The sequence below is a fragment of the Bacteriovorax sp. PP10 genome, from assembly GCF_035013165.1.
Classification (GTDB): domain Bacteria; phylum Bdellovibrionota; class Bacteriovoracia; order Bacteriovoracales; family Bacteriovoracaceae; genus Bacteriovorax; species Bacteriovorax antarcticus.
On record NZ_JAYGJQ010000001.1, the window covers coordinates 203,433 to 221,215 of the forward strand.

At 38.5% G+C, this 17,783-nt stretch carries 16 protein-coding genes and 3 tRNA genes; 5 read left to right on the top strand and 14 right to left on the bottom strand.

What is annotated here, in order from left to right:
* The 5 genes from SHI21_RS00940 (at position 1) to SHI21_RS00960 (ending at position 5,131) form a co-directional block, all read left to right on the top strand.
* Positions 1 to 918 carry a DUF58 domain-containing protein gene (locus SHI21_RS00940; protein WP_323574232.1) on the top strand — a complete coding sequence of 306 codons (918 nt, stop codon included), beginning with the start codon at positions 1 to 3 and terminating at the stop codon, positions 916 to 918.
* The gene (locus SHI21_RS00945; RefSeq protein WP_323574233.1) at positions 908 to 2,767 is read left to right on the top strand and encodes a transglutaminase family protein; all 1,860 of its coding nucleotides are present in this window, start codon (positions 908 to 910) and stop codon (positions 2,765 to 2,767) included. The genes SHI21_RS00940 and SHI21_RS00945 overlap by 11 nt, the downstream gene beginning before the upstream one ends.
* 35 nt (positions 2,768 to 2,802) lie before the next feature.
* Complete coding sequence (locus SHI21_RS00950; protein WP_323574234.1) at positions 2,803 to 4,134, top strand: DEAD/DEAH box helicase; 1,332 nt, start codon at positions 2,803 to 2,805, stop codon at positions 4,132 to 4,134.
* A gap of 324 nt (positions 4,135 to 4,458) precedes the next feature.
* On the top strand, positions 4,459 to 4,788 hold the full coding sequence (locus SHI21_RS00955; protein ID WP_323574235.1) for an RNA recognition motif domain-containing protein: 330 nt from the start codon (positions 4,459 to 4,461) through the stop codon (positions 4,786 to 4,788).
* Positions 4,789 to 4,957: 169 nt separating this feature from the next.
* Entirely contained in the window at positions 4,958 to 5,131 is a 174-nt protein-coding gene (locus SHI21_RS00960; RefSeq protein WP_323574236.1) for a CPXCG motif-containing cysteine-rich protein, read from the top strand.
* A gap of 4 nt (positions 5,132 to 5,135) precedes the next feature.
* Here SHI21_RS00960 and SHI21_RS00965 read toward each other — a convergent pair whose 3' ends face one another.
* From SHI21_RS00965 to SHI21_RS01030, 14 genes are all read right to left on the bottom strand, one after another.
* On the bottom strand, positions 5,136 to 5,393 hold the full coding sequence (locus SHI21_RS00965) for an RNA recognition motif domain-containing protein (RefSeq protein ID WP_323574237.1): 258 nt from the start codon (positions 5,391 to 5,393) through the stop codon (positions 5,136 to 5,138).
* Between the two features lie 165 nt (positions 5,394 to 5,558).
* Positions 5,559 to 6,251, bottom strand: coding sequence for a response regulator transcription factor (locus SHI21_RS00970; protein WP_323574238.1), 693 nt, complete (start codon positions 6,249 to 6,251; stop codon positions 5,559 to 5,561).
* Positions 6,252 to 6,372: 121 nt separating this feature from the next.
* Positions 6,373 to 6,873, bottom strand: coding sequence for a hypothetical protein (locus SHI21_RS00975; RefSeq protein WP_323574239.1), 501 nt, complete (start codon positions 6,871 to 6,873; stop codon positions 6,373 to 6,375).
* A 73-nt stretch (positions 6,874 to 6,946) separates the two neighbouring features.
* On the bottom strand, positions 6,947 to 7,660 hold the full coding sequence (locus SHI21_RS00980) for a Bax inhibitor-1/YccA family membrane protein (RefSeq protein ID WP_323574240.1): 714 nt from the start codon (positions 7,658 to 7,660) through the stop codon (positions 6,947 to 6,949).
* Positions 7,661 to 7,759: 99 nt separating this feature from the next.
* Entirely contained in the window at positions 7,760 to 8,185 is a 426-nt protein-coding gene (locus tag SHI21_RS00985) for a hypothetical protein (protein WP_323574241.1), read from the bottom strand.
* Between the two features lie 239 nt (positions 8,186 to 8,424).
* Positions 8,425 to 8,501, bottom strand: a tRNA-Arg gene (locus tag SHI21_RS00990).
* A 43-nt stretch (positions 8,502 to 8,544) separates the two neighbouring features.
* A tRNA-Ser gene (locus SHI21_RS00995) sits at positions 8,545 to 8,636 on the bottom strand.
* A gap of 48 nt (positions 8,637 to 8,684) precedes the next feature.
* Positions 8,685 to 8,772 (bottom strand) — tRNA-Ser (locus tag SHI21_RS01000).
* A 51-nt stretch (positions 8,773 to 8,823) separates the two neighbouring features.
* A complete protein-coding gene (locus tag SHI21_RS01005; RefSeq protein ID WP_323574242.1) occupies positions 8,824 to 12,042 on the bottom strand; it encodes a tetratricopeptide repeat protein in 3,219 nt (1,072 codons plus the stop codon).
* 10 nt (positions 12,043 to 12,052) lie between these two features.
* Positions 12,053 to 13,435 (bottom strand): NADH-quinone oxidoreductase subunit N, encoded by a 1,383-nt coding sequence (locus SHI21_RS01010; protein ID WP_323574243.1) that lies wholly within the window; start codon positions 13,433 to 13,435, stop codon positions 12,053 to 12,055.
* A gap of 5 nt (positions 13,436 to 13,440) precedes the next feature.
* Positions 13,441 to 14,922, bottom strand: a complete 1,482-nt coding sequence (locus SHI21_RS01015) for a complex I subunit 4 family protein (RefSeq protein ID WP_323574244.1) — start codon at positions 14,920 to 14,922, stop codon at positions 13,441 to 13,443.
* A 16-nt stretch (positions 14,923 to 14,938) separates the two neighbouring features.
* Entirely contained in the window at positions 14,939 to 16,966 is a 2,028-nt protein-coding gene (gene nuoL, locus SHI21_RS01020; RefSeq protein WP_323574245.1) for an NADH-quinone oxidoreductase subunit L, read from the bottom strand.
* Positions 16,967 to 16,974: 8 nt separating this feature from the next.
* The gene (nuoK, locus tag SHI21_RS01025; RefSeq protein WP_323574246.1) at positions 16,975 to 17,271 is read right to left on the bottom strand and encodes an NADH-quinone oxidoreductase subunit NuoK; all 297 of its coding nucleotides are present in this window, start codon (positions 17,269 to 17,271) and stop codon (positions 16,975 to 16,977) included.
* Positions 17,264 to 17,782, bottom strand: a complete 519-nt coding sequence (locus tag SHI21_RS01030) for an NADH-quinone oxidoreductase subunit J family protein (RefSeq protein ID WP_323574247.1) — start codon at positions 17,780 to 17,782, stop codon at positions 17,264 to 17,266. The genes nuoK and SHI21_RS01030 overlap by 8 nt, the downstream gene beginning before the upstream one ends.
* Between the last annotated feature and the right edge of the window lies 1 nt (position 17,783).

A 17,783-nucleotide genomic window follows, 5' to 3' on the forward strand; every position in this document is an offset into this window, starting at 1 on the left:
ATGGTAAATTGGTTCAAAAACTATTTTTACCAACGAGCTTCGAACTCTAAAAGAGTTCATCCGATTTATATTCTCCCGACTCTAGATGGTTTAAAAGTTGTTGGACTCAACCTGATTTTATTAATCATGGGATTAGTTTATGCCAACAACTACGTTCTCTTATTTAACTTCATTCTCTTTTGTCTTTTTCTTGGTTCAATGTTTTACACTCATTTTAACTTAAGTGGTCTGACTCTTAACTCTGCTCAATTTCCACCTCTTTTTGTAAATGAGAATGGTGTTCTCAATCTGAATTTTACTTCGACAAACGCTCAAGGCCATTATTTTATTCGTCCATCCTTTAAAAGCTCACGAATTAAAATCAATGAACCTCAAACGACATTTCCCATTTCTTCAAAAGAAAGCACGACGGTGAAAATTTCTGTCCAGGGCCTAAAACGTGGACAAGAAAACATTCAAACAATCTACATCGAGACATTATTTCCCTTTAACTTCTTTCGCTGTTTCACTTTTTTTAGAATTGATCAGAATTGCTTAATTTATCCAGAGCGCTCAGACCTAAGACTCCATGATGAAGTCGAACTCATCGAAGAAAGTAGAGAAGAAGGTGACGATTTTATCATCCGTGAGTATCAAGTAGGAGATTCATTAAAAAGAATCGATTGGAAAAAACTGGCCCAGACAAATCGTTGGTACACTCGCCAGTTTCAAAGTGCTAAACCTAATCCAATTCTTCTCGTTTTAGATAAGACTCCTTTAGAAGAAACTTTAAAGTCGATTTGTTTTTCAATGCATATACTTCATCAGCAAAATATCAAATACGGATTAAAGTTAGAACAAAAGATCCTAATCTCCCCTGAAAATTCTCCTCGCCATTTAAATGATTGTTTAAGAGAGCTTGCCCGCTATGAAACTTAAACTCATTACCGCATTCATTATTGCAATCAACGTCTTGTTATTAATTCAAGACATCCCTCCCAATATAATAATCCTGACAGTGGCAAGCCTTGCACTTTCTTTTATTGTGGCCGGTAAAAAACTTCGGACCTTTTTCAAAGTCGCTTTTTTAGTTGGAAGTATTGTTTTACTTCGCTACCACTTTAAAACACTTTTAGTTACTGAGTGTGGAGTGTCTTTTGCTCTTATTCTTTCATCCTTGAAATTCTGGGAACTCGATGAAGAGCGAGATCATTTCAATATGTTTTTAATTCTCTCTCTCTGCGAATGCTGTATCTTTCTTCTGAATCCAACTTTCGTCATCTTCTCTTTCGGTCTTGCAAAGATGCTTTTCTTTTTCTACTACATTTTAAAGATAAGAAATTATGATATCTCATTATTAAATCCCAAAAGATTGCTTCTTTTGGTCACACCTTCAATCATTCTTTCACTGATCTTGTTTTATACTTTTCCACGTTTCACTCAAGGGTTTGTGAACACCAGTGACATGCAGTACATTGTATCCGGTGGAAATTCCCGCATCGACTTTAAACAACTCGGTCCACTCAACACGTCCGGAGAAACAGCTTTTAAAACATTTGGATTAGGTGAGAGCAATCTCCCAGTCAAGCTTCTCTATTGGAGAACGGCCGTTTTATGGCACTTATCCAACCAGGAGTGGAGCACTTCAAATAGCAATTTAAGACAAGAGACACCAGTTCTGACAAATACGAAATTAAAATATGACGTTGAAGTTTTTTCAAACTTAAAAGACTTAATGCCTGTTCTCGATGGAGTTTCTTCAGTTATAAATTCAAGTCTTCCTTATAATTCATATAGTGATGGAAGTTATAAACTCAAAACTATTTCCAGAGCAAATTTAACTTACTCACTGGTAGGAACTTACGGCAACCGCTTACAAGAGAGCAGTGATCTCATGTTAAAAAAAGGATTGAAGCTTAGATCACAACGTAAAGATGAAATCAGTAAGGCCTATTTCGCAAACGCAACAAACTCTCCTGTCGATGAAGAAAGACTTAAAGAACTCATCAAAATCTTCAAAGGAAAAATCTTTCAATATAGTACGACACCACCAATGTACAATACGGTTGAAGACTTTTTATTAACAGGTAAGGATGGTTACTGCAGTCACTTCGCTTCTGCTTTCACATACCTTGCACGTGTTTATAATCTTCCAGCAAGAATGGTCGTTGGATACCTTGGTGGTGAATTAAATCCTTACGACAACTCAGTCTTAGTTAAAGAGATGGATGCTCATGCATGGGTAGAAGTATTTTTACAAAATAAAGGATGGGTGAAAGTTGATCCCACAGCATTAGTGGCACCTGAGCGAATCACCATGAGTGCTCAGGAATTTAACAACAAGCTCAATCCTTATATTACGATTTTAAATTTCCAGATTAACCGTGATCTTTTTAGTTCAGCTACACTTAATAATCTTTCACTATGGCTTGATTCATTAAACACAAAGTTCAGCACAGACATTCTCAATTTCGACCGCGAAAAACAGCTGGCCGTCCTGCGCTCGCTTACTCCGGGGAACCTTTCTGTTGGCTGGATTTTCGCTCTTTCCTTAAGTGCCTTCCTCATGATCTTCTGGCTTATCTTCTATTTTTACGGAAAAAAGAAGGTTAACCCCAACCAAAAACGCTATCAGCGCTTTCTCAAAAAGATGCAATCGCACGGTCTTAGCAAGGCCCAATATGAAACAATCTCCCAGTTTCAAATACGTTGCGCGAGAAACCTCCCAAGTGATGTAAATTATATTGATAGGGAAGTCGGCCATTATCTTGATTCCTTCTATAAATAGTTGCTTCTTCGCAGCAAAGATTGTAGGTTCAAAAAATGAAGAAAGACCTCCCAAAAACATTCGCTGAACTAAAACTTATGGACCCTTTAAAGCTTGCACTTGAGGAAGCTGGATATACACATCCAACTCCAATTCAGGCCGAAGCTATTCCAAGTCTTCTCGATGGAAAAGATTTATTAGGGTGTGCTCAAACAGGTACAGGTAAAACTGCGGCCTTCGCACTTCCAATTCTTCACCGTCTAGTTCAAGCAAACAAAAAAGCATCTCCAAGACACGCACGCGTTTTAGTTTTAACTCCAACACGTGAGTTAGCGATTCAGGTTCATGAAAGTTTCGCGACATATGGAAAAAATCTTAAACTTAAATACGCTGTCGTTTTCGGCGGTGTTGGTCAGACTCCTCAAGTTAGAGCTGTGTCTCACGGAGTAGATGTTCTTGTAGCAACTCCAGGGCGTCTAATGGATTTAATCGAACAAGGTTATATCAAATTAGGTGAGCTTGAAGTTTTCGTTTTAGATGAAGCCGACAGAATGTTAGATATGGGATTCATTCACGACATTAAAAAAGTCCTGAAGCTTCTTCCTGCAAAAAGACACAACCTTTTCTTCTCAGCGACAATGCCTCCGGTAATTGAAAAACTTGCTAACTCAATCCTGGTTAACCCAGTTAGAGTTGAAGTCACTCCGGTTTCATCGACAGCTGAATTAATCTCTCAATCTGTTATGTTCGTAGACCGCGAAAATAAACGCGCTCTACTTAATCATATTCTTGCTAGTGACGCTTTCACACGTGTCATCGTTTTCTCTCGTACAAAACACGGAGCAAACAAGATTTCTGAATTCCTGGAAAAAAACGGAATTATTTCTGAAGCTATCCACGGAAACAAATCTCAATCAGCAAGACAACGTGCTCTTGATAACTTCAAGTCAGGTGCAACTCGCGTTTTAATTGCTACTGATATTGCAGCAAGAGGAATCGACGTTGATAACATCTCTCACGTAATCAACTACGACCTTCCAAACGAAAGCGAAAGTTATGTTCACCGTATCGGTAGAACGGCCAGAGCTGGAACAAGTGGTATTGCCATTTCATTCTGTGATGCTGAAGAAAAAGCATTTTTAAAAGACATTGAAAAACTAATTGGAAAATCTATTCCAGTTATTAGTGAACAACCATACCATTCTGAAAAAGTTGTTGAAGCAAGACTGATGTCATCTTCTAAAGCAAAAGCTTTAATCGATGGCGAAGATAAGAAGCCTCGCAATCCACATGCACGCAGACCAGCAAGAGGTGGACGCCCATCTTCAGGGAAAGCTCCTGCAGGTAGACACAACGATAGAGGCCCTCAAGCAAGCAAAAAAAGATAATCGACATTGCGCTTATTCGTAGGCGCAATCACGACTATTTTTGTCAGTATTTTCTTATTTAAAAATCCTAAATATCCTTCATTATTAAAGCACTTTTAATAGGCATTAAAGGCCATCAAATCACGTCAAAGTCCTGATTATTTATCGGGTTTCTTTGCCTTAACTTAATTTATTGAGTGGCTTGTTTAAATTTGAGTTTTAGTGATAGTATTATCACGGGCACTCTGTTAGGGTGCTCGTAGAAAATGTCAGTCGCATTTAAGATTAGTGGTCCAGTTATTCGGCTCTCCTCTTTAGCGGCCCCAACGCCTTAAGGAGGTAATTATGGGTAGAAAACTTTATGTAGGAAATCTTCCTTACACAACTAACGATGCTATTCTTAGACAAAAGTTCGAAGAAGTAGGAACTGTTGATTCGTCAAAAGTTATTACTGATCGCGAAACTGGTAGATCTAAAGGTTTCGGATTCATCGAAATGTCGACTGATGAAGAAGCAGAAGATGCTATCTCTAAGTTCCACGGTTCAGAATTCGAAGGTCGTCCAATGACTGTTTCTGAAGCGAAGCCAATGACTCCAAACGATTCTCGCGGTGGCGGATCTCGTGGTGGTTTCGGTGGTGGAAGAGACGGTGGTGGTTCACGTAACCGTTACTAAGACCGAAAAAGTTCCATAGGAACTTTTACTTCTTCAAAAAGCTTAATACACTGTATTGGTTTTTTAAGAGTTCGGGCATCTGCTGATTGTTTTACCAAAACAAAAAGAAATAAGGGGTCATCGCAAGATGGCCCTTTTTTTTATCCATTTTTGTGATTAGGATTCTCTCATGGAAATCACATGTCACTTTTGTTTCGAAAAAATTAACTTAGAACTCTTTATTGAAGAAGGCGAAAAGCAAGACTTCATCATGGACTGCGAAGTGTGCTGTCATCCGCTGCACATTACTGCTGAATGGAATGAGGAAGAAGAAGAGTTTGAAGTGGAAGTTGATGCTGGGTAATTACTTAGTGTAAGAGCGGCTTTTTGGCCTCTGTGACGTTAATCAAGCGTCCATCTATAACAGAACCATTAAGACTCATGATCGCTTTCTCAGCCTCCTCTGATGAGGCCATCTCTACAAAAGCAAATCCCATTGAACGATGAGTTTCTCTATCTGTTATAACTTTCGCTGAATACACAATTCCATATTTCGCAAATTGCTCCGCTAACATTTCATTAGCGACATTATTTGAAAGATTACCTACATAAATTTTTTGTGACATTGAAACTCCCTTATGAAGTTTATTAATCTACTAAAAAACATCCTCACTAAGATCTATATCTAGAGTGAGTTTAATGTATTCCTTGATAATATACATATCAAGGGCATTTCATTGTATTGATTTTAAATTAAAGAATAATGAAGTCGATCAGAAGCTTGCCTTAATCTAATATAGTTCGATCTTGTACCCAACGCTTCGCACGGATGTAAGGTTCACACCATAATCAACAATCTTCTTTCTTAGTCCACTAATATGAGTGTCTACCGAACGTAGATAACTCTCATCTTCGTTTCTCCAGATGTCTTCAAAGATTTGTTCACGTGAAAAAATTGTTCCTGGATGACGAACAAGTTTCACAAGGATTTTAAATTCTTTTGGAGTCAGGTCAATATCGACTTTTTCATTCGTGTCTTTATTTTTTCCCGTTACTTTCATCGTGTTCACATCAATCATCAAGCGACCGCGTGACCAGACATCAGCGTTTCCTCTTTTCTTTAAATGCTTATCGATCATGGCCTCAAAAACAAGAGGACGAATTGGCTTTTGAATAAAATCATCTACAAGAATTTTATGACTGAAAACTTCATCTTCAATCTTGCGACTTCCTGTAAGCATGATTTTTGTTGCATCAACTGCGATGTTATTTTGCTTTAAATAATCCATCAGTTTGAAACCAGTTGTTTCATCAAGATTGATATCAATAATCAAAATGTCGTATGTTTTCTTTTTAAGAAGTTCCAACGCCACTTCTGCACTGATTGCGCAATCAAGTTCAATAGGAGGAGTAAGCGATAGTTTTACAATCCTGTGTAGATCAACATCGTCATCGATAAGTAGGATTTTTGCATTGTGATTCATATCTAAATAATAAGCGTTACTTCAATATTGTTCAAGGTGAACTTAAATTTATGGCCTCATTTTTAGTTAGACGCCGCTAGATTCGACGCTGAAGCCATTTCACCTTGCCGCTCATGGTAATTTATTCTGAAAATTCCACTGTAAATGCTCCAACCTGTCCATATGCACTCATGCCTTTCCACAACCTAAGCTTTCCATTCAATGACTGAAAAACTGTCTGCTCTGGACCTGGTTCACTTGATTTAACAAAGAGGTTAGCAATTCTTGGAGCTGCGTAACTATCGATCACTTCAAATTTCACATAACCTTGTTCGTAATTGATAATTGTTAAAATGCCCGGAATGAATTTGATCGTGCAAGTTGTTGCATTAGAAGTTTTAGACTGCACACACATCAAATCTAAAATGGGCTCTCTCATTCTCGTTAGAAGAATTGATTTTCTAACTACAGTTAATCCATCTTCTGGTTCAACATTCATGGCCTCATATAACGATTGAGCATCTGAATCCATACCATGGATAGTTACTGAGACACCTGCATCACCTGGTTGATATTGAACAGTCGTTTCAGCATAGGTAAATGTAGTTACACAAAAAATGGCCAGTGTTAAAAGAAACTTCATAAAGACTCCATAGACTGAAATTTAAATTCCAGTCTATAAAATATCTTTAATTATAAGAATTCGACAAGTTGATTTAGTCTTTTTTCCCACGGAAGCGCGCGATTAAAAAAAGAATGGCCAGATATATCCAGGCAATATCAAGCAGAAGATCAATGGCAAAACGCCATGACTGATCTTCCGATAAATGATGAGAGTCAATTTTTTGATCAATAATATTTAAGTCAATTGAGAAAACTAAGTATCCCAAAAGCATCACTAAAACATTAACGACGATAACTGACGTACTCGCGCCATTTATAAGTGAGCGCCAATCTAATACAATAATACTTAAAATAAAATCAGCCGTGAGAATCCACAATATTGTATTGAAAATAAAAACTGTAAATTGCAGGAATTTATTATTCACTTTGATGTATTTATTTTTATAAAGATAGACCACTGAGAGAGTCGTTATGAAAGTTGCAAGAATCGCCTGACTAACTAAACCAGGAACTCCTCTTTCTAAAACACCTGACATCGATCCTAAAAAGATACCTGCACAGACTGACATCGCCAGTGCTATTGGCATAACCCTTACACGATCCTTCAGCATATATAATCCACCCAAGAGAAATGGACTCAGGATTGATGGTATGCCCATGCCATTGGCGATTTCGTCACCAACGATATTTACAGCCAGAATTTTCCAATAGGCGAATGCTGTTATGAAACTTATGAAAAGTAGGAGAAGTGTTTTATTTTTAACTTGGGTTAAAGCAATACTGCTTTCGTTTTCATTGGGAATCATCTTTCACTCCATATTAATTTATACAAATTATATACGAATTAAAAAATTGAGCACCTAGGAAATAAAAAGGCCACTTCTAGAGTGGCCTTTCTTAGATAATTATTTCTTCTTTTTCTTTTCTTTTTTAACTTCAACCTTTTCTGGTGCAGGTGCTGGCGTTGCTGCAGCTACTTCCATTCCCGGTTTTACTTTTGCATTAGGCACAGTCAAATCATATGGCCCATCAAATCTCATCGGCCAATAGATAAGTGAGAATGGTGGCCAGAAGATAGAAGCAACTCTAAAGTGAGATTTTAATTTCCCTTCACGAACAACCTGTCCATCTTTCTCTAAACGATACGGAATACCTGGTGTCACATCCCAAAAAAACGGCGTTCTTTTATACTCCAAAACTTTTTCAGCAGGAACCGGGATATCTCTAATAACTAAACTAGTCCCATCTGGGATTTTAAAACTTGCAGTTGTGCTACAACCAGTAAAAACGAACAACAGCATTAACATAGCTAAAAAACTTAAGCCTTTCATGATCTCTCCTCTAAATGTTATCCAAATATCGTAAGAGAACCCCAAATATATGTCACCCAAACAATCACAAAAAAATTCTATACCGATTAAAAAAACATTTCTTGAAACACTATTTTTTTAATCCCTAGATTTGCTCAATTCCAAGTAGGAACGAGGTGAAGCGAGGAGCGTACGCATGTACGTGACGAGACTGAGCCGAGTGATCGACGCCGGAAGTGAGTAAATATAGGGATTAAAAATGGCGCAATCGGCAGGAGTCGAACCTGCGACCACTTGATTCGTAGTCAAGTACTCTATCCAGCTGAGCTACGACTGCGCATAAGGAAATTTTAAAGATCAGTAACAAGTATCATATAAAGTGGCGGAGACGGTGAGATTCGAACTCACGGTACCTCTTGCGAGGTACGACGCCTTAGCAAGGCGCTGGATTAGACCACTCTCCCACGTCTCCATCAAACCAGTAACACAAAAATTTGGGGGGATCGTTTCTAAATGCTAATGGCGGAGGACACAGGATTCGAACCTGCGGAACCTTTCGGTTCAACGGTTTTCAAAACCGCCGCGATCGACCACTCCGCCAATCCTCCGCTTAATTAGAAGGCTATCTTAATGGTTTTGATCAAAAAAGACAAGTAGGATTATTTCAGGTTGCGAATTAAAGATTCAATTAGGTCTTTATCCTGGGCAACGGGATTGATTTTTAAATAATCTTCGTATTTTTCCTTAGCTAGGGCCCTTTGTCCTGCTGCACGATAGGCGTCTCCCATCAATTTGTGGATGGTAGGATTAGTCAAATCTTCTTTAAGTGCACGGGATAGAAGCTCCAAAGCTTCGCTGGCGTAGTTCTGACCAAGCCTAATAATGGCCATAGAAACCAGTGCGTCCACTGATCTTGGGTTTAAACTGATGGCCTTCTCGTACTTAACAACGGCCTCTCGGTAGTCTTTAGCTAAACGATAAACTTCACCCATAATAAAGTGGGCCGCATCCAGGTTTGGATTGAGCTCCAATTCTTTTTGGGCCATGGCCTTGGCCTTTTCTAAATCATTTTTAGCAAGGTAAACGCGCGCTAATTGATAATGAACTCGCGGATAAGAATCCAGCTTATCTTTGATTTCAGTAAACTCCATGATGGCCTCATCATAACGTTTTTCATCATAAAGAAGTTCACCTAAATCCATGCGGACTCTTAAGTTCCCTGGATTAAGTCTTAGTAGATCACGGCTATGCTGAATGTATTCGTCTTTTCTTCCTTCAAGTTTTGCTGCTGCAATTAAGAATTCATAAAAGCCTTCATCCTTCTTTGGAAGGTTTTGAACTTTTTTGTAAGCGGCCTGGAATTCTTTAATCTGACCACTCTTAAAGTACGCTGTTGCAATAGCAGAAATTAAAACCGGATCTTCTCCGATTTCTGAAATGATATCTCTTAGATAACCAATCGCTGTATCTGTTCCATCTTGTTCATAAAGAATTTCAGAATAAAGTGCATGGTAATTCACATTCTTTGGATCAAGAAGAAGTGCTTTTGATAAACGGTTTCTTGCTTCCGGGAAGCGCTTATTGCGCACCAGAATGCGGGCCATTCTATACATATCAAGATCACTTAAAGGGTCACGGGCAAGAGCGCGGTCGTACCACTTAATCGCCATGATTGGATTCTTTTTAGCTTCTGAAAATTGTCCCATTAAAGAAGCGTACTCTGGAGTCACGGCGTATTTTGATTGTGCCATTTCACTCAGAAGTCTTTCAGCATCTTCAAACTTATAAGACTTGATATAAGTTTCAGTAAGTGCTTTTTTTAATAAGTTGTTTTGTTGATAAACACCAATGATCTTTTGAAGTGAGTAAATTGCTGATTCAAAAAATCCTCTGTCAGTATTTAACTGGGCCTGGAATAAAACGGCCGGAATATAATCAGGGTTTGCATCGACCGCTTCAATTGATAATTGAAAAGCTGTATCGATATTTCTGTTTTTATATTCTGACTTAGCTTTTTTAAGTAAACCGATGACCTTACTTTCTAGAATAAGTGTTTGAGAAACTTTGTCTCCACCAATTTCAAGCTTTGATAAAGTCGAGCGCAATTCTTCCGATTCTCTAATAGCAAGTGAGCGTTTGAATAACTCGCTGGCCTCTTTGTTTTTGTTTTTGAAAGCTGCAAGATAACCCATTTGTTTATAGTAATAGGCCTGGAAAACTGGTGAGTTCTCTGCTTGAAGACTATTGACCTTAACTAAAGTCTCTTCATATTTTTTAATGGCCTGCTCTTTAATTAAAAGTTCAGAGTAACTTAGAAGTAAAAGCACATTGTTTGGATAATACTTCAATCCTTCTTCCAGGATTGCTTTAGCTTCAGCTACATTATCATTGGCATTATTAAATTCTGATAATTGGTAATAAGACTCGAAAGGCTTTTTGGGAATCTTGAGCAGGGCCTCATAAACAGATCTGGCCTCGACAAATTCACCAGCATTCATTAATAACGATAAATAATACGTCAGCATTTTAGGAGTTGGTTTATTTCCAGCGCGAAGATAGTTCTTCACGATATAAATACCTGTCTGGTATTTCCCGATCTTGCCGTAAAACAAAGCCGTTCCAGTTGCAGCACTGGCATCAATTAAAAGTTTTGCATCTGCCAGCTGAATATATTTATAGAGCGTATTCGCGGCCTGATGTTTATCTTTGGTGTTATCTAAAAGTTCAGTATAAGTCAGAATGATCTCGCCCATAGCTTCACTGTTGCTGAACTTTTGTTGAAGTGAAGCAAGATAGTATCCAGCAGCGGCCAGACGCTTTTTGTAAGTGCCTTGTGAGTATAAATTGCGGGCCTCTGCTAATGCAGTATTGGCAGCACCTGCATTTTCATTGGGAGCAGTAATCGGAAACTTTATTTCTGTATAAACAGGGCCAACATACTTTGGTTTTTCTTCGGGCTGAAGAAAAAAGTAAAAAATACCAACGAAGGCCAGGACGGCGACAATCGACATTCCTTTTTTCTTTCTCTTGATAACGACTTTTTGTTCGAACTCTTTTTTATCACGATCATATTCTTCAACGATTTCTACTTCGCTTTCTTCTTCACCATCTTCAATGGCCTGCTCACGAAGCATGATCTCTTGAAGCTCGCGCAATCTTTTCTTTTCCAGGTTCTCTTCAATCTTGGCCTGTCTTTCAAGTTCAACTTCCGAAACACTCAGCTGAGCATTGATGGTCGGTAGTGCCTGGGCAAGATTGATAAACTCAGTTCTCTCATTAACCATTTCTTCGTAGCTTGGTTCAGGAACTTCTTCCTTTAATTCTACGATGGGCTGAGGAACAACGGGTTGAGGTTTGATAAATTCTTTTTTAAGAACCCTAGGTGCTTCGGTCTTAGCTCTCACCACAACCGTTTTATCCAGCTCTTCAACTTTGTTGTGAGGTCTTCTGATAAGAACTGTTTTCTCCATTCCATCTTCATAAGGAATGTCGGGGTTTGCATCTTTATATTTTTGTTCAAGCTCGGCGTAGTTAACATCGATCTTTACATCTTTACCGAATTTGAATTCAGTAAACGTTCTGACTCCACTGGCCCCTTCAATTGGTTTTTTCTGTGAACTGGTTAATGTAGCGTCTTTTTTGATAGAACTTTTTTCTACCGACACTTCAGGCTTAGGAGTTTGAGCTGCTTTAACGGCTTCGATAATTGATTTTAGATTTGGAAAAAGAGGAAGTGGTCGCCAATCCCCAATAGGAAACTGCTGGCACATTTCTGAACCAACGATATGACCTTTAAGTAATAATTCACCGATTTCTTCAGTTGAAAAAGGTCCAATGACCCGCTCGTTTTTTAAGCGGATCCGGTACTTTAAATCCATTACATCCTGTCTACTTCAGCCCTAAAAAGAGTGACGGAGCAATTCCGATCGTGAAGATAGACACTAATATAATAACATGAACTAGCGATTCGCTAAAACGAGTTTTGATAGTAGGCAAACTCATCTTAGACTCGTCTTCTGTGAACAGGTCACTAACAAAACGAATATAGTAAGCAAATCCGATAATTGTACTGATGAAGATCGAAGTCGCTTCAATAGTGAAGCCTTCTCTAAAGAAGTTGGTAAATAACATGTACTTCATAGCAAAACCTGAAGTCAGCGGGATACCTGCTAAGCTTAGAACGAAGATAACCAACATAACTGATAGACCTTTATTGCGGTAAAATCCTGCTTTCAGGATATCGCGGCCATCTCTGTTTTTGTTTAGTTCAGCAAATTGGTTAAGTATTAAGATAATTCCAGTCGCTGTTAACGAGTAGACAACTAAATAAGCGATCAGTTGTTTTTCGTAAGCTTCGTCTGGGTTTAAACAAATCATCATTAGCATATAACCAGTGTGTGCCACTGATGAGTAAGCGATAACTCTTTTGAATTGTCCTTGTACCACGGCCATGATGTTTCCGTAGAAAGCAGACATAACAGCAATAACTTGAACGATTCTGATTAAAATATCCTGGAAGTGAGGATCACATTCTAAAAGAAGTAACTGAAGAAGTGTGATGAACTTAAATCCGATAATGATTTTTGAAATGAAAAAGTTCGTAGCAAGGTTACCGCGAGTTACATTTGAGTAAACGTCAGCAATCCAAGCGTGGAATGGGAAAGCACCAAGTTTAAAGCAAGCTGTTAAGATAAAGATCCCAAGAGCGATTGCGTAGAATTCCTGGTTAACAACAGTCGCACCAACAAGAGTTAATCCGTTTGTTGCTCCTAAGTAAAAAGCTACACCTAGTAAAAAGATAGCTGAGATGATTGAACCTTGGATAAGGTATTTTACTGCAGCTTCGCGAGAGTTTTCTAAATCAGAAGTGGCAACCAGTGCGTATCCAACAAGAGCAACTGTTTCAAGAGCTACGTAGAAAGTCATTAGGTCGTTAGCACCTAGAAGGAAAACCCCTCCCATGAACATATAAGACATAAGGATTGAGTTCTTAACTTTTTCCAGTGAATGGTAACCGTTGATCAGGATCATAAAGACGTTCATGATTGAAACGATCTTTAGAAGCAGGATCTTATTTCCTTCTAAACTAAAAAGCTCACTTAGAGTGAAAACTTCTTGAGAGAAAAGCATTCCGAAGAATACAAGTGCCGCCAGAAGAGTGGCCCCGAAAGAAATATATTTTCCGACGTTTTTCACATTCAGGGTTAATAACCCCACAGCATTCAATGCCAAAAATATTAAAACGTTTTGAACGAAATTTAAGTTTTCCATTTTTATTAACCTTTATTCACGAAGAAATTAATTGTCCCATCATATAGAGAAGTCACTAGTTTCGGGTAAAGACCTAAAACAATCGTGAAAATCGAAAGAACGATCATTGGTGTTGCTTCAAGAAGACTTAAATCTTTTAGAGATTTGTTTTCTTCGTGTTTCATTTCACCAAGTGCCGTTAAGTGATACATCTTTAATAGATAGATCGGCGACAGGATGATCCCTGAAGCAGCTACCATCGCTACAATTGGATTCACTTGGTAAGTTCCCATGATGATCATGAATTCACCTACGAATCCACAAGTCATTGGAACGGCCATTGATCCTGCAGTGATAATGAAGAATAAGATTGCAAAGCGTGGCATAACAGCAGCGATACCACCGTACATGTCCATCTTCTTAGTATGTGTTCTTGAGTAAAGGTAATGAACTCCAATGAAGAGACCTGGAGTTGAAATACCGTGAGCGATCATTTGGAAAATCGCACCTTTTACAGCAAATGGGTTTTGCGAGAAAATCCCCATCACGATGTAACCCATGTGAGAGATAGAAGAGAAAGCAACCAGCTTCTTAATATCTTTTTGTACCCATGCCGTTAATGCTCCGTAAATAATCCCGATTGCTCCCAACCATAAAACGATGTCACGGTTAGCATCAACTGCTTCCGGGAAAAGTGGGATAACAAAACGAAGAAGACCGTAGATACCAAGTTTTAATAAAATACCTGCAAGGATGATAGATCCGGCAGTAGGTGCTTCAACGTGGGCCTCTGGTAACCATGAGTGAAATGGAAACACTGGAACTTTTAAGAAGAAAGCGATTGAGAAAGACCAGAAGATTAAAGACTGAGGAGATAAGAATCCATCGTACTTTAAGCTTAGAGTTTTAATAATTTCGTAGTTCAGGTCGTAAGATCCGTTGAACTTATAAGCAAGAGCTGACATGTAACACATTGAAGCCAGCATCAGGATAGATCCCGCAGCCGTCATCATGAAGAACTTGAAACTTGCATAGCGACGGTTTTCTCCACCAAATACACCAACAAGAACAAATAGAGGGATAAGCATTGCTTCCCAGAAAACGTAGAATCCATAAAGTGAAGTTGAAAGTAGAGATCCACTTACTGCCCAAGTTAGTGTGAAAATCAGGAAGTAATAAAGACGAAGTTTATCCGTCTTGATATCCCAAGTTGCCACAACAACTACCAGCATAAGGAATGCATTTAGAAGAAGTAGAAGTCCACTTAACCCGTCCATAGCAAATGTGTATGAAAGGTTGAAGAACAATGGCATATCAAATTTATAAAGTGTCGTTAGAACTGACGTGTCCGGCAGATCAACAAACATTTTGATTGAGTACGCAAGTGTTACCACTGAGCCGATTAAGGCATACAGTTTAATAGCTTTTTCATTATTCTTTGGAGCGAAGATAAATCCGATCGCCCACAAGAGAGGTATTAAAAACTTAACTAGAAATAATTGATCCATCTTCTATATCCAAATGTTATCTAAAAATAAATTCTCTAAAAATTAATGTAATGATCACTGTTAAACCAACAACGATGTAAAGAATTCCCATCTCTAATCTTTCTGGTTTGTTGTCATCAAGGAATTGTCCACTTCCAGAAGTTACTTTCGTAAGAACCTTAATGAATCCGTTGATCACGTGAGCTTCAATGATATCTACTAAAAATCCACCAGTTTTATAAAGTGGCTTAATGATCGCTAGTTCATAGAATTCATCAACTTTGAATTTCTCTGATGAGATCGTCCAAAGAGTTTTGAATTTTTCTTGAAGTGTATCGCGCATTTTTACATGGTCGTTTTTCACGTAGATCCAGTAAGCAAGACCCATCGAAGATAAAATCAAGAACGTTGTCATTCCCATCATGATGTATTCAGTCTGAACACTTAGATGAGTGTGGCCTTCTGTTTTAGCTACGAATCTTTCTACGAAATCCTGGAATAAACGAGCGTGTTCATGGCTAAGTACATGTGGAAGACCAATGTATCCAGCTGCGAATGAACAGATTGCTAGAATGATAAGAGGAACAGTCATAACACTTGGTGATTCATGAATTTCATGGTGGTCATCATGAGCGTCTTCGTGCTCAACTTCTTCTTCTAATTTTTCTTCTGATTTATCATGCTTGCTATGTTTTTTCTTTTTAGCATGAACAACTTCAACTTTTGCAGCTTTTGCTGGCTCAACAATAAACACAAGAACTAACATTCTCGTCATGTAGAAAGCAGTTAGAAGAGCAGTGATTAATCCGATTCCGTATAACCATGGACCATTGCCTGGGTTAGTTAGGGCCATCGTTAAAATTTCATCTTTAGAGAAGAATCCAGAGAACCCCGGGATACCTGCGATAGCAAGGAATCCAACAGTGAACGTCCAGAAAGTAATTGGCATTTTTTTCTTAAGGCCACCCATCTTAAAGATATCTTGCTCGTGGTGACATCCGTAAATGACAGAAGCAGCACAAAGGAATAAAAGAGCTTTAAAGAAAGCGTGTGTGAAAACGTGGAACATTCCCGTTGAGAAAGCTCCAACACCAACCGCAAGAACCATGTAACCTAACTGAGAAACAGTTGAGTATGCCAGGATCTTTTTGATATCTCTTTGAGTCATCGCAATCAGTGCTGCAAGAAGAGCAGTCAAAGCTCCCATCCATGCAATCACATCAAGAACAACTGAGAAGTGAACGATTACGTTTGAAACTCTACACAGTAAAAAGATACCAGCTGTAACCATTGTCGCCGCGTGCATTAGGGCCGACACTGGAGTTGGACCCATCATCGCATCTGGAAGCCAGATGAAAAGTGGGATCTGAGCAGACTTACCAGCAGCTCCAAGAACTAGAAGCAAACTAGAAATAATTAGCACTTCTTTGTTGGCCATTAAGATGGCCATATCTGGATGAGCTAAATCTGTGAATGAGATTGTATTGAAAACTAGTGCGTAACCGATAATCCCTAGAACTAAACCAAAGTCACCCACGCGGTTAGCAAGGAAAGCTTTTTTAGCAGCGTTACCGTTTTTAGTATGTTCGTACCAGAATCCGATTAGTAGGTATGAACTTAGACCAACACCTTCCCATCCCATGAATAGAACTAAGAAGTTTTCTCCGTGAACAAGAAGCAACATTGAGAAAGCAAATAGGGCGAAGAACCCAAAGAACTTTCCAACTTTTTCTTCGTGGTCCATGTAACCGATAGAGAAGAATGCAATCGCACTCCCGATACCAGTAACCATTAGACTTAGGATGACTGAAAGTTCATCCATAATGAAATGGATATCGAATTTGATGTTTCCGTAAGACATCCACTCCCAAAGACGAACACTTACCGGTCCATTTTTTAAAACGTGAATTGAAGTCAGGATGACTAAAACAAACGAGATAAAAAGAGACATGAAAGTAATCAGTCCGGCCTGGACATTATTTAACTTATTTCTGATTAGGATTGAGTTAAGTAAGAAGGCCAGTAAAGGGAAAAATGGAATCAGCGCCAGGTAGTTTTCGTACATAATAACTCTTACTCTGTTATGATTTTGATATCGTCAGTATAAATTGTTTGTTTCTTTCTATATAAAGCAATGATTAAGCTCAGACCAATAGCTACTTCACACGCTGAAATAATCATCGTGAAAAATACCAGAAGTTGAGACTCTAAAACTCCCGTTGAACGAGAAAATAGAATCACTAGAAGACTCACGCCTCCCATCATTAGTTCTAAACATAGAAGAATTGAGATTAAGTCTTTTTTGAAAATTGTTCCAAGAAGACCTAATGTGAATAAAAACCCTGCCAGGTAATAGTAAATACTACTCATGAGATTCTCCTTCTTCTTTAATAACTGCTTTTTCGTGACCAGTGATAACTACACAAGCAACCAGGGCAGCAAGTAGAAGAACTGTCGCCATTTCAAATGGAAGGTAATAAACAGAGAAAAGTTTCTCGAATAATAACTTCATTGAATTGTCTGAAATATTGTTAGCTGTAAGCACTTCGATATTGTTGTTAATGATCAGAGCAAACACACCAAAGATGATCAGGATTGTAACGCTTGAAATGATCAGCTTCACTTTTCCTTTTTCACGGTTGTTCTGGAATTGCTCAAGGTTGATTAACATCATTACGAATACGAATAAAATCGCAATCGCTCCGGCGTTAACGATAACCTGGATAGCAGCTAAGAACACTGTTCCTAATTGGAAGTAGATCATAGCAATTGATAAAAGAGTCATTAGTAGAGCAAATGCTGAAACAACGGTCTTTTTTGAGAAAACAACCATAAGAGCAAACGCCATCGTAATGATGGTTAAAAAGATATCACTAATCATA

What these genes read in the sequence shown, in the direction of transcription:
- SHI21_RS00940 (WP_323574232.1), top strand. Translation starts at nt 1, where the DNA reads ATGGTAAATTGGTTCAAAAACTATTTTTACCAACGAGCTTCGAACTCT.
- SHI21_RS00945 (WP_323574233.1), top strand. Translation starts at nt 908, where the DNA reads ATGAAACTTAAACTCATTACCGCATTCATTATTGCAATCAACGTCTTG.
- SHI21_RS00950 (WP_323574234.1), top strand. Translation starts at nt 2,803, where the DNA reads ATGAAGAAAGACCTCCCAAAAACATTCGCTGAACTAAAACTTATGGAC.
- SHI21_RS00955 (WP_323574235.1), top strand. Translation starts at nt 4,459, where the DNA reads ATGGGTAGAAAACTTTATGTAGGAAATCTTCCTTACACAACTAACGAT.
- SHI21_RS00960 (WP_323574236.1), top strand. Translation starts at nt 4,958, where the DNA reads ATGGAAATCACATGTCACTTTTGTTTCGAAAAAATTAACTTAGAACTC.
- SHI21_RS00965 (WP_323574237.1), bottom strand. Translation starts at nt 5,393, where the DNA reads ATGTCACAAAAAATTTATGTAGGTAATCTTTCAAATAATGTCGCTAAT.
- SHI21_RS00970 (WP_323574238.1), bottom strand. Translation starts at nt 6,251, where the DNA reads ATGAATCACAATGCAAAAATCCTACTTATCGATGACGATGTTGATCTA.
- SHI21_RS00975 (WP_323574239.1), bottom strand. Translation starts at nt 6,873, where the DNA reads ATGAAGTTTCTTTTAACACTGGCCATTTTTTGTGTAACTACATTTACC.
- SHI21_RS00980 (WP_323574240.1), bottom strand. Translation starts at nt 7,660, where the DNA reads ATGATTCCCAATGAAAACGAAAGCAGTATTGCTTTAACCCAAGTTAAA.
- SHI21_RS00985 (WP_323574241.1), bottom strand. Translation starts at nt 8,185, where the DNA reads ATGAAAGGCTTAAGTTTTTTAGCTATGTTAATGCTGTTGTTCGTTTTT.
- SHI21_RS01005 (WP_323574242.1), bottom strand. Translation starts at nt 12,042, where the DNA reads ATGGATTTAAAGTACCGGATCCGCTTAAAAAACGAGCGGGTCATTGGA.
- SHI21_RS01010 (WP_323574243.1), bottom strand. Translation starts at nt 13,435, where the DNA reads ATGGAAAACTTAAATTTCGTTCAAAACGTTTTAATATTTTTGGCATTG.
- SHI21_RS01015 (WP_323574244.1), bottom strand. Translation starts at nt 14,922, where the DNA reads ATGGATCAATTATTTCTAGTTAAGTTTTTAATACCTCTCTTGTGGGCG.
- nuoL (WP_323574245.1), bottom strand. Translation starts at nt 16,966, where the DNA reads ATGTACGAAAACTACCTGGCGCTGATTCCATTTTTCCCTTTACTGGCC.
- nuoK (WP_323574246.1), bottom strand. Translation starts at nt 17,271, where the DNA reads ATGAGTAGTATTTACTATTACCTGGCAGGGTTTTTATTCACATTAGGT.
- SHI21_RS01030 (WP_323574247.1), bottom strand. Translation starts at nt 17,782, where the DNA reads ATGATTAGTGATATCTTTTTAACCATCATTACGATGGCGTTTGCTCTT.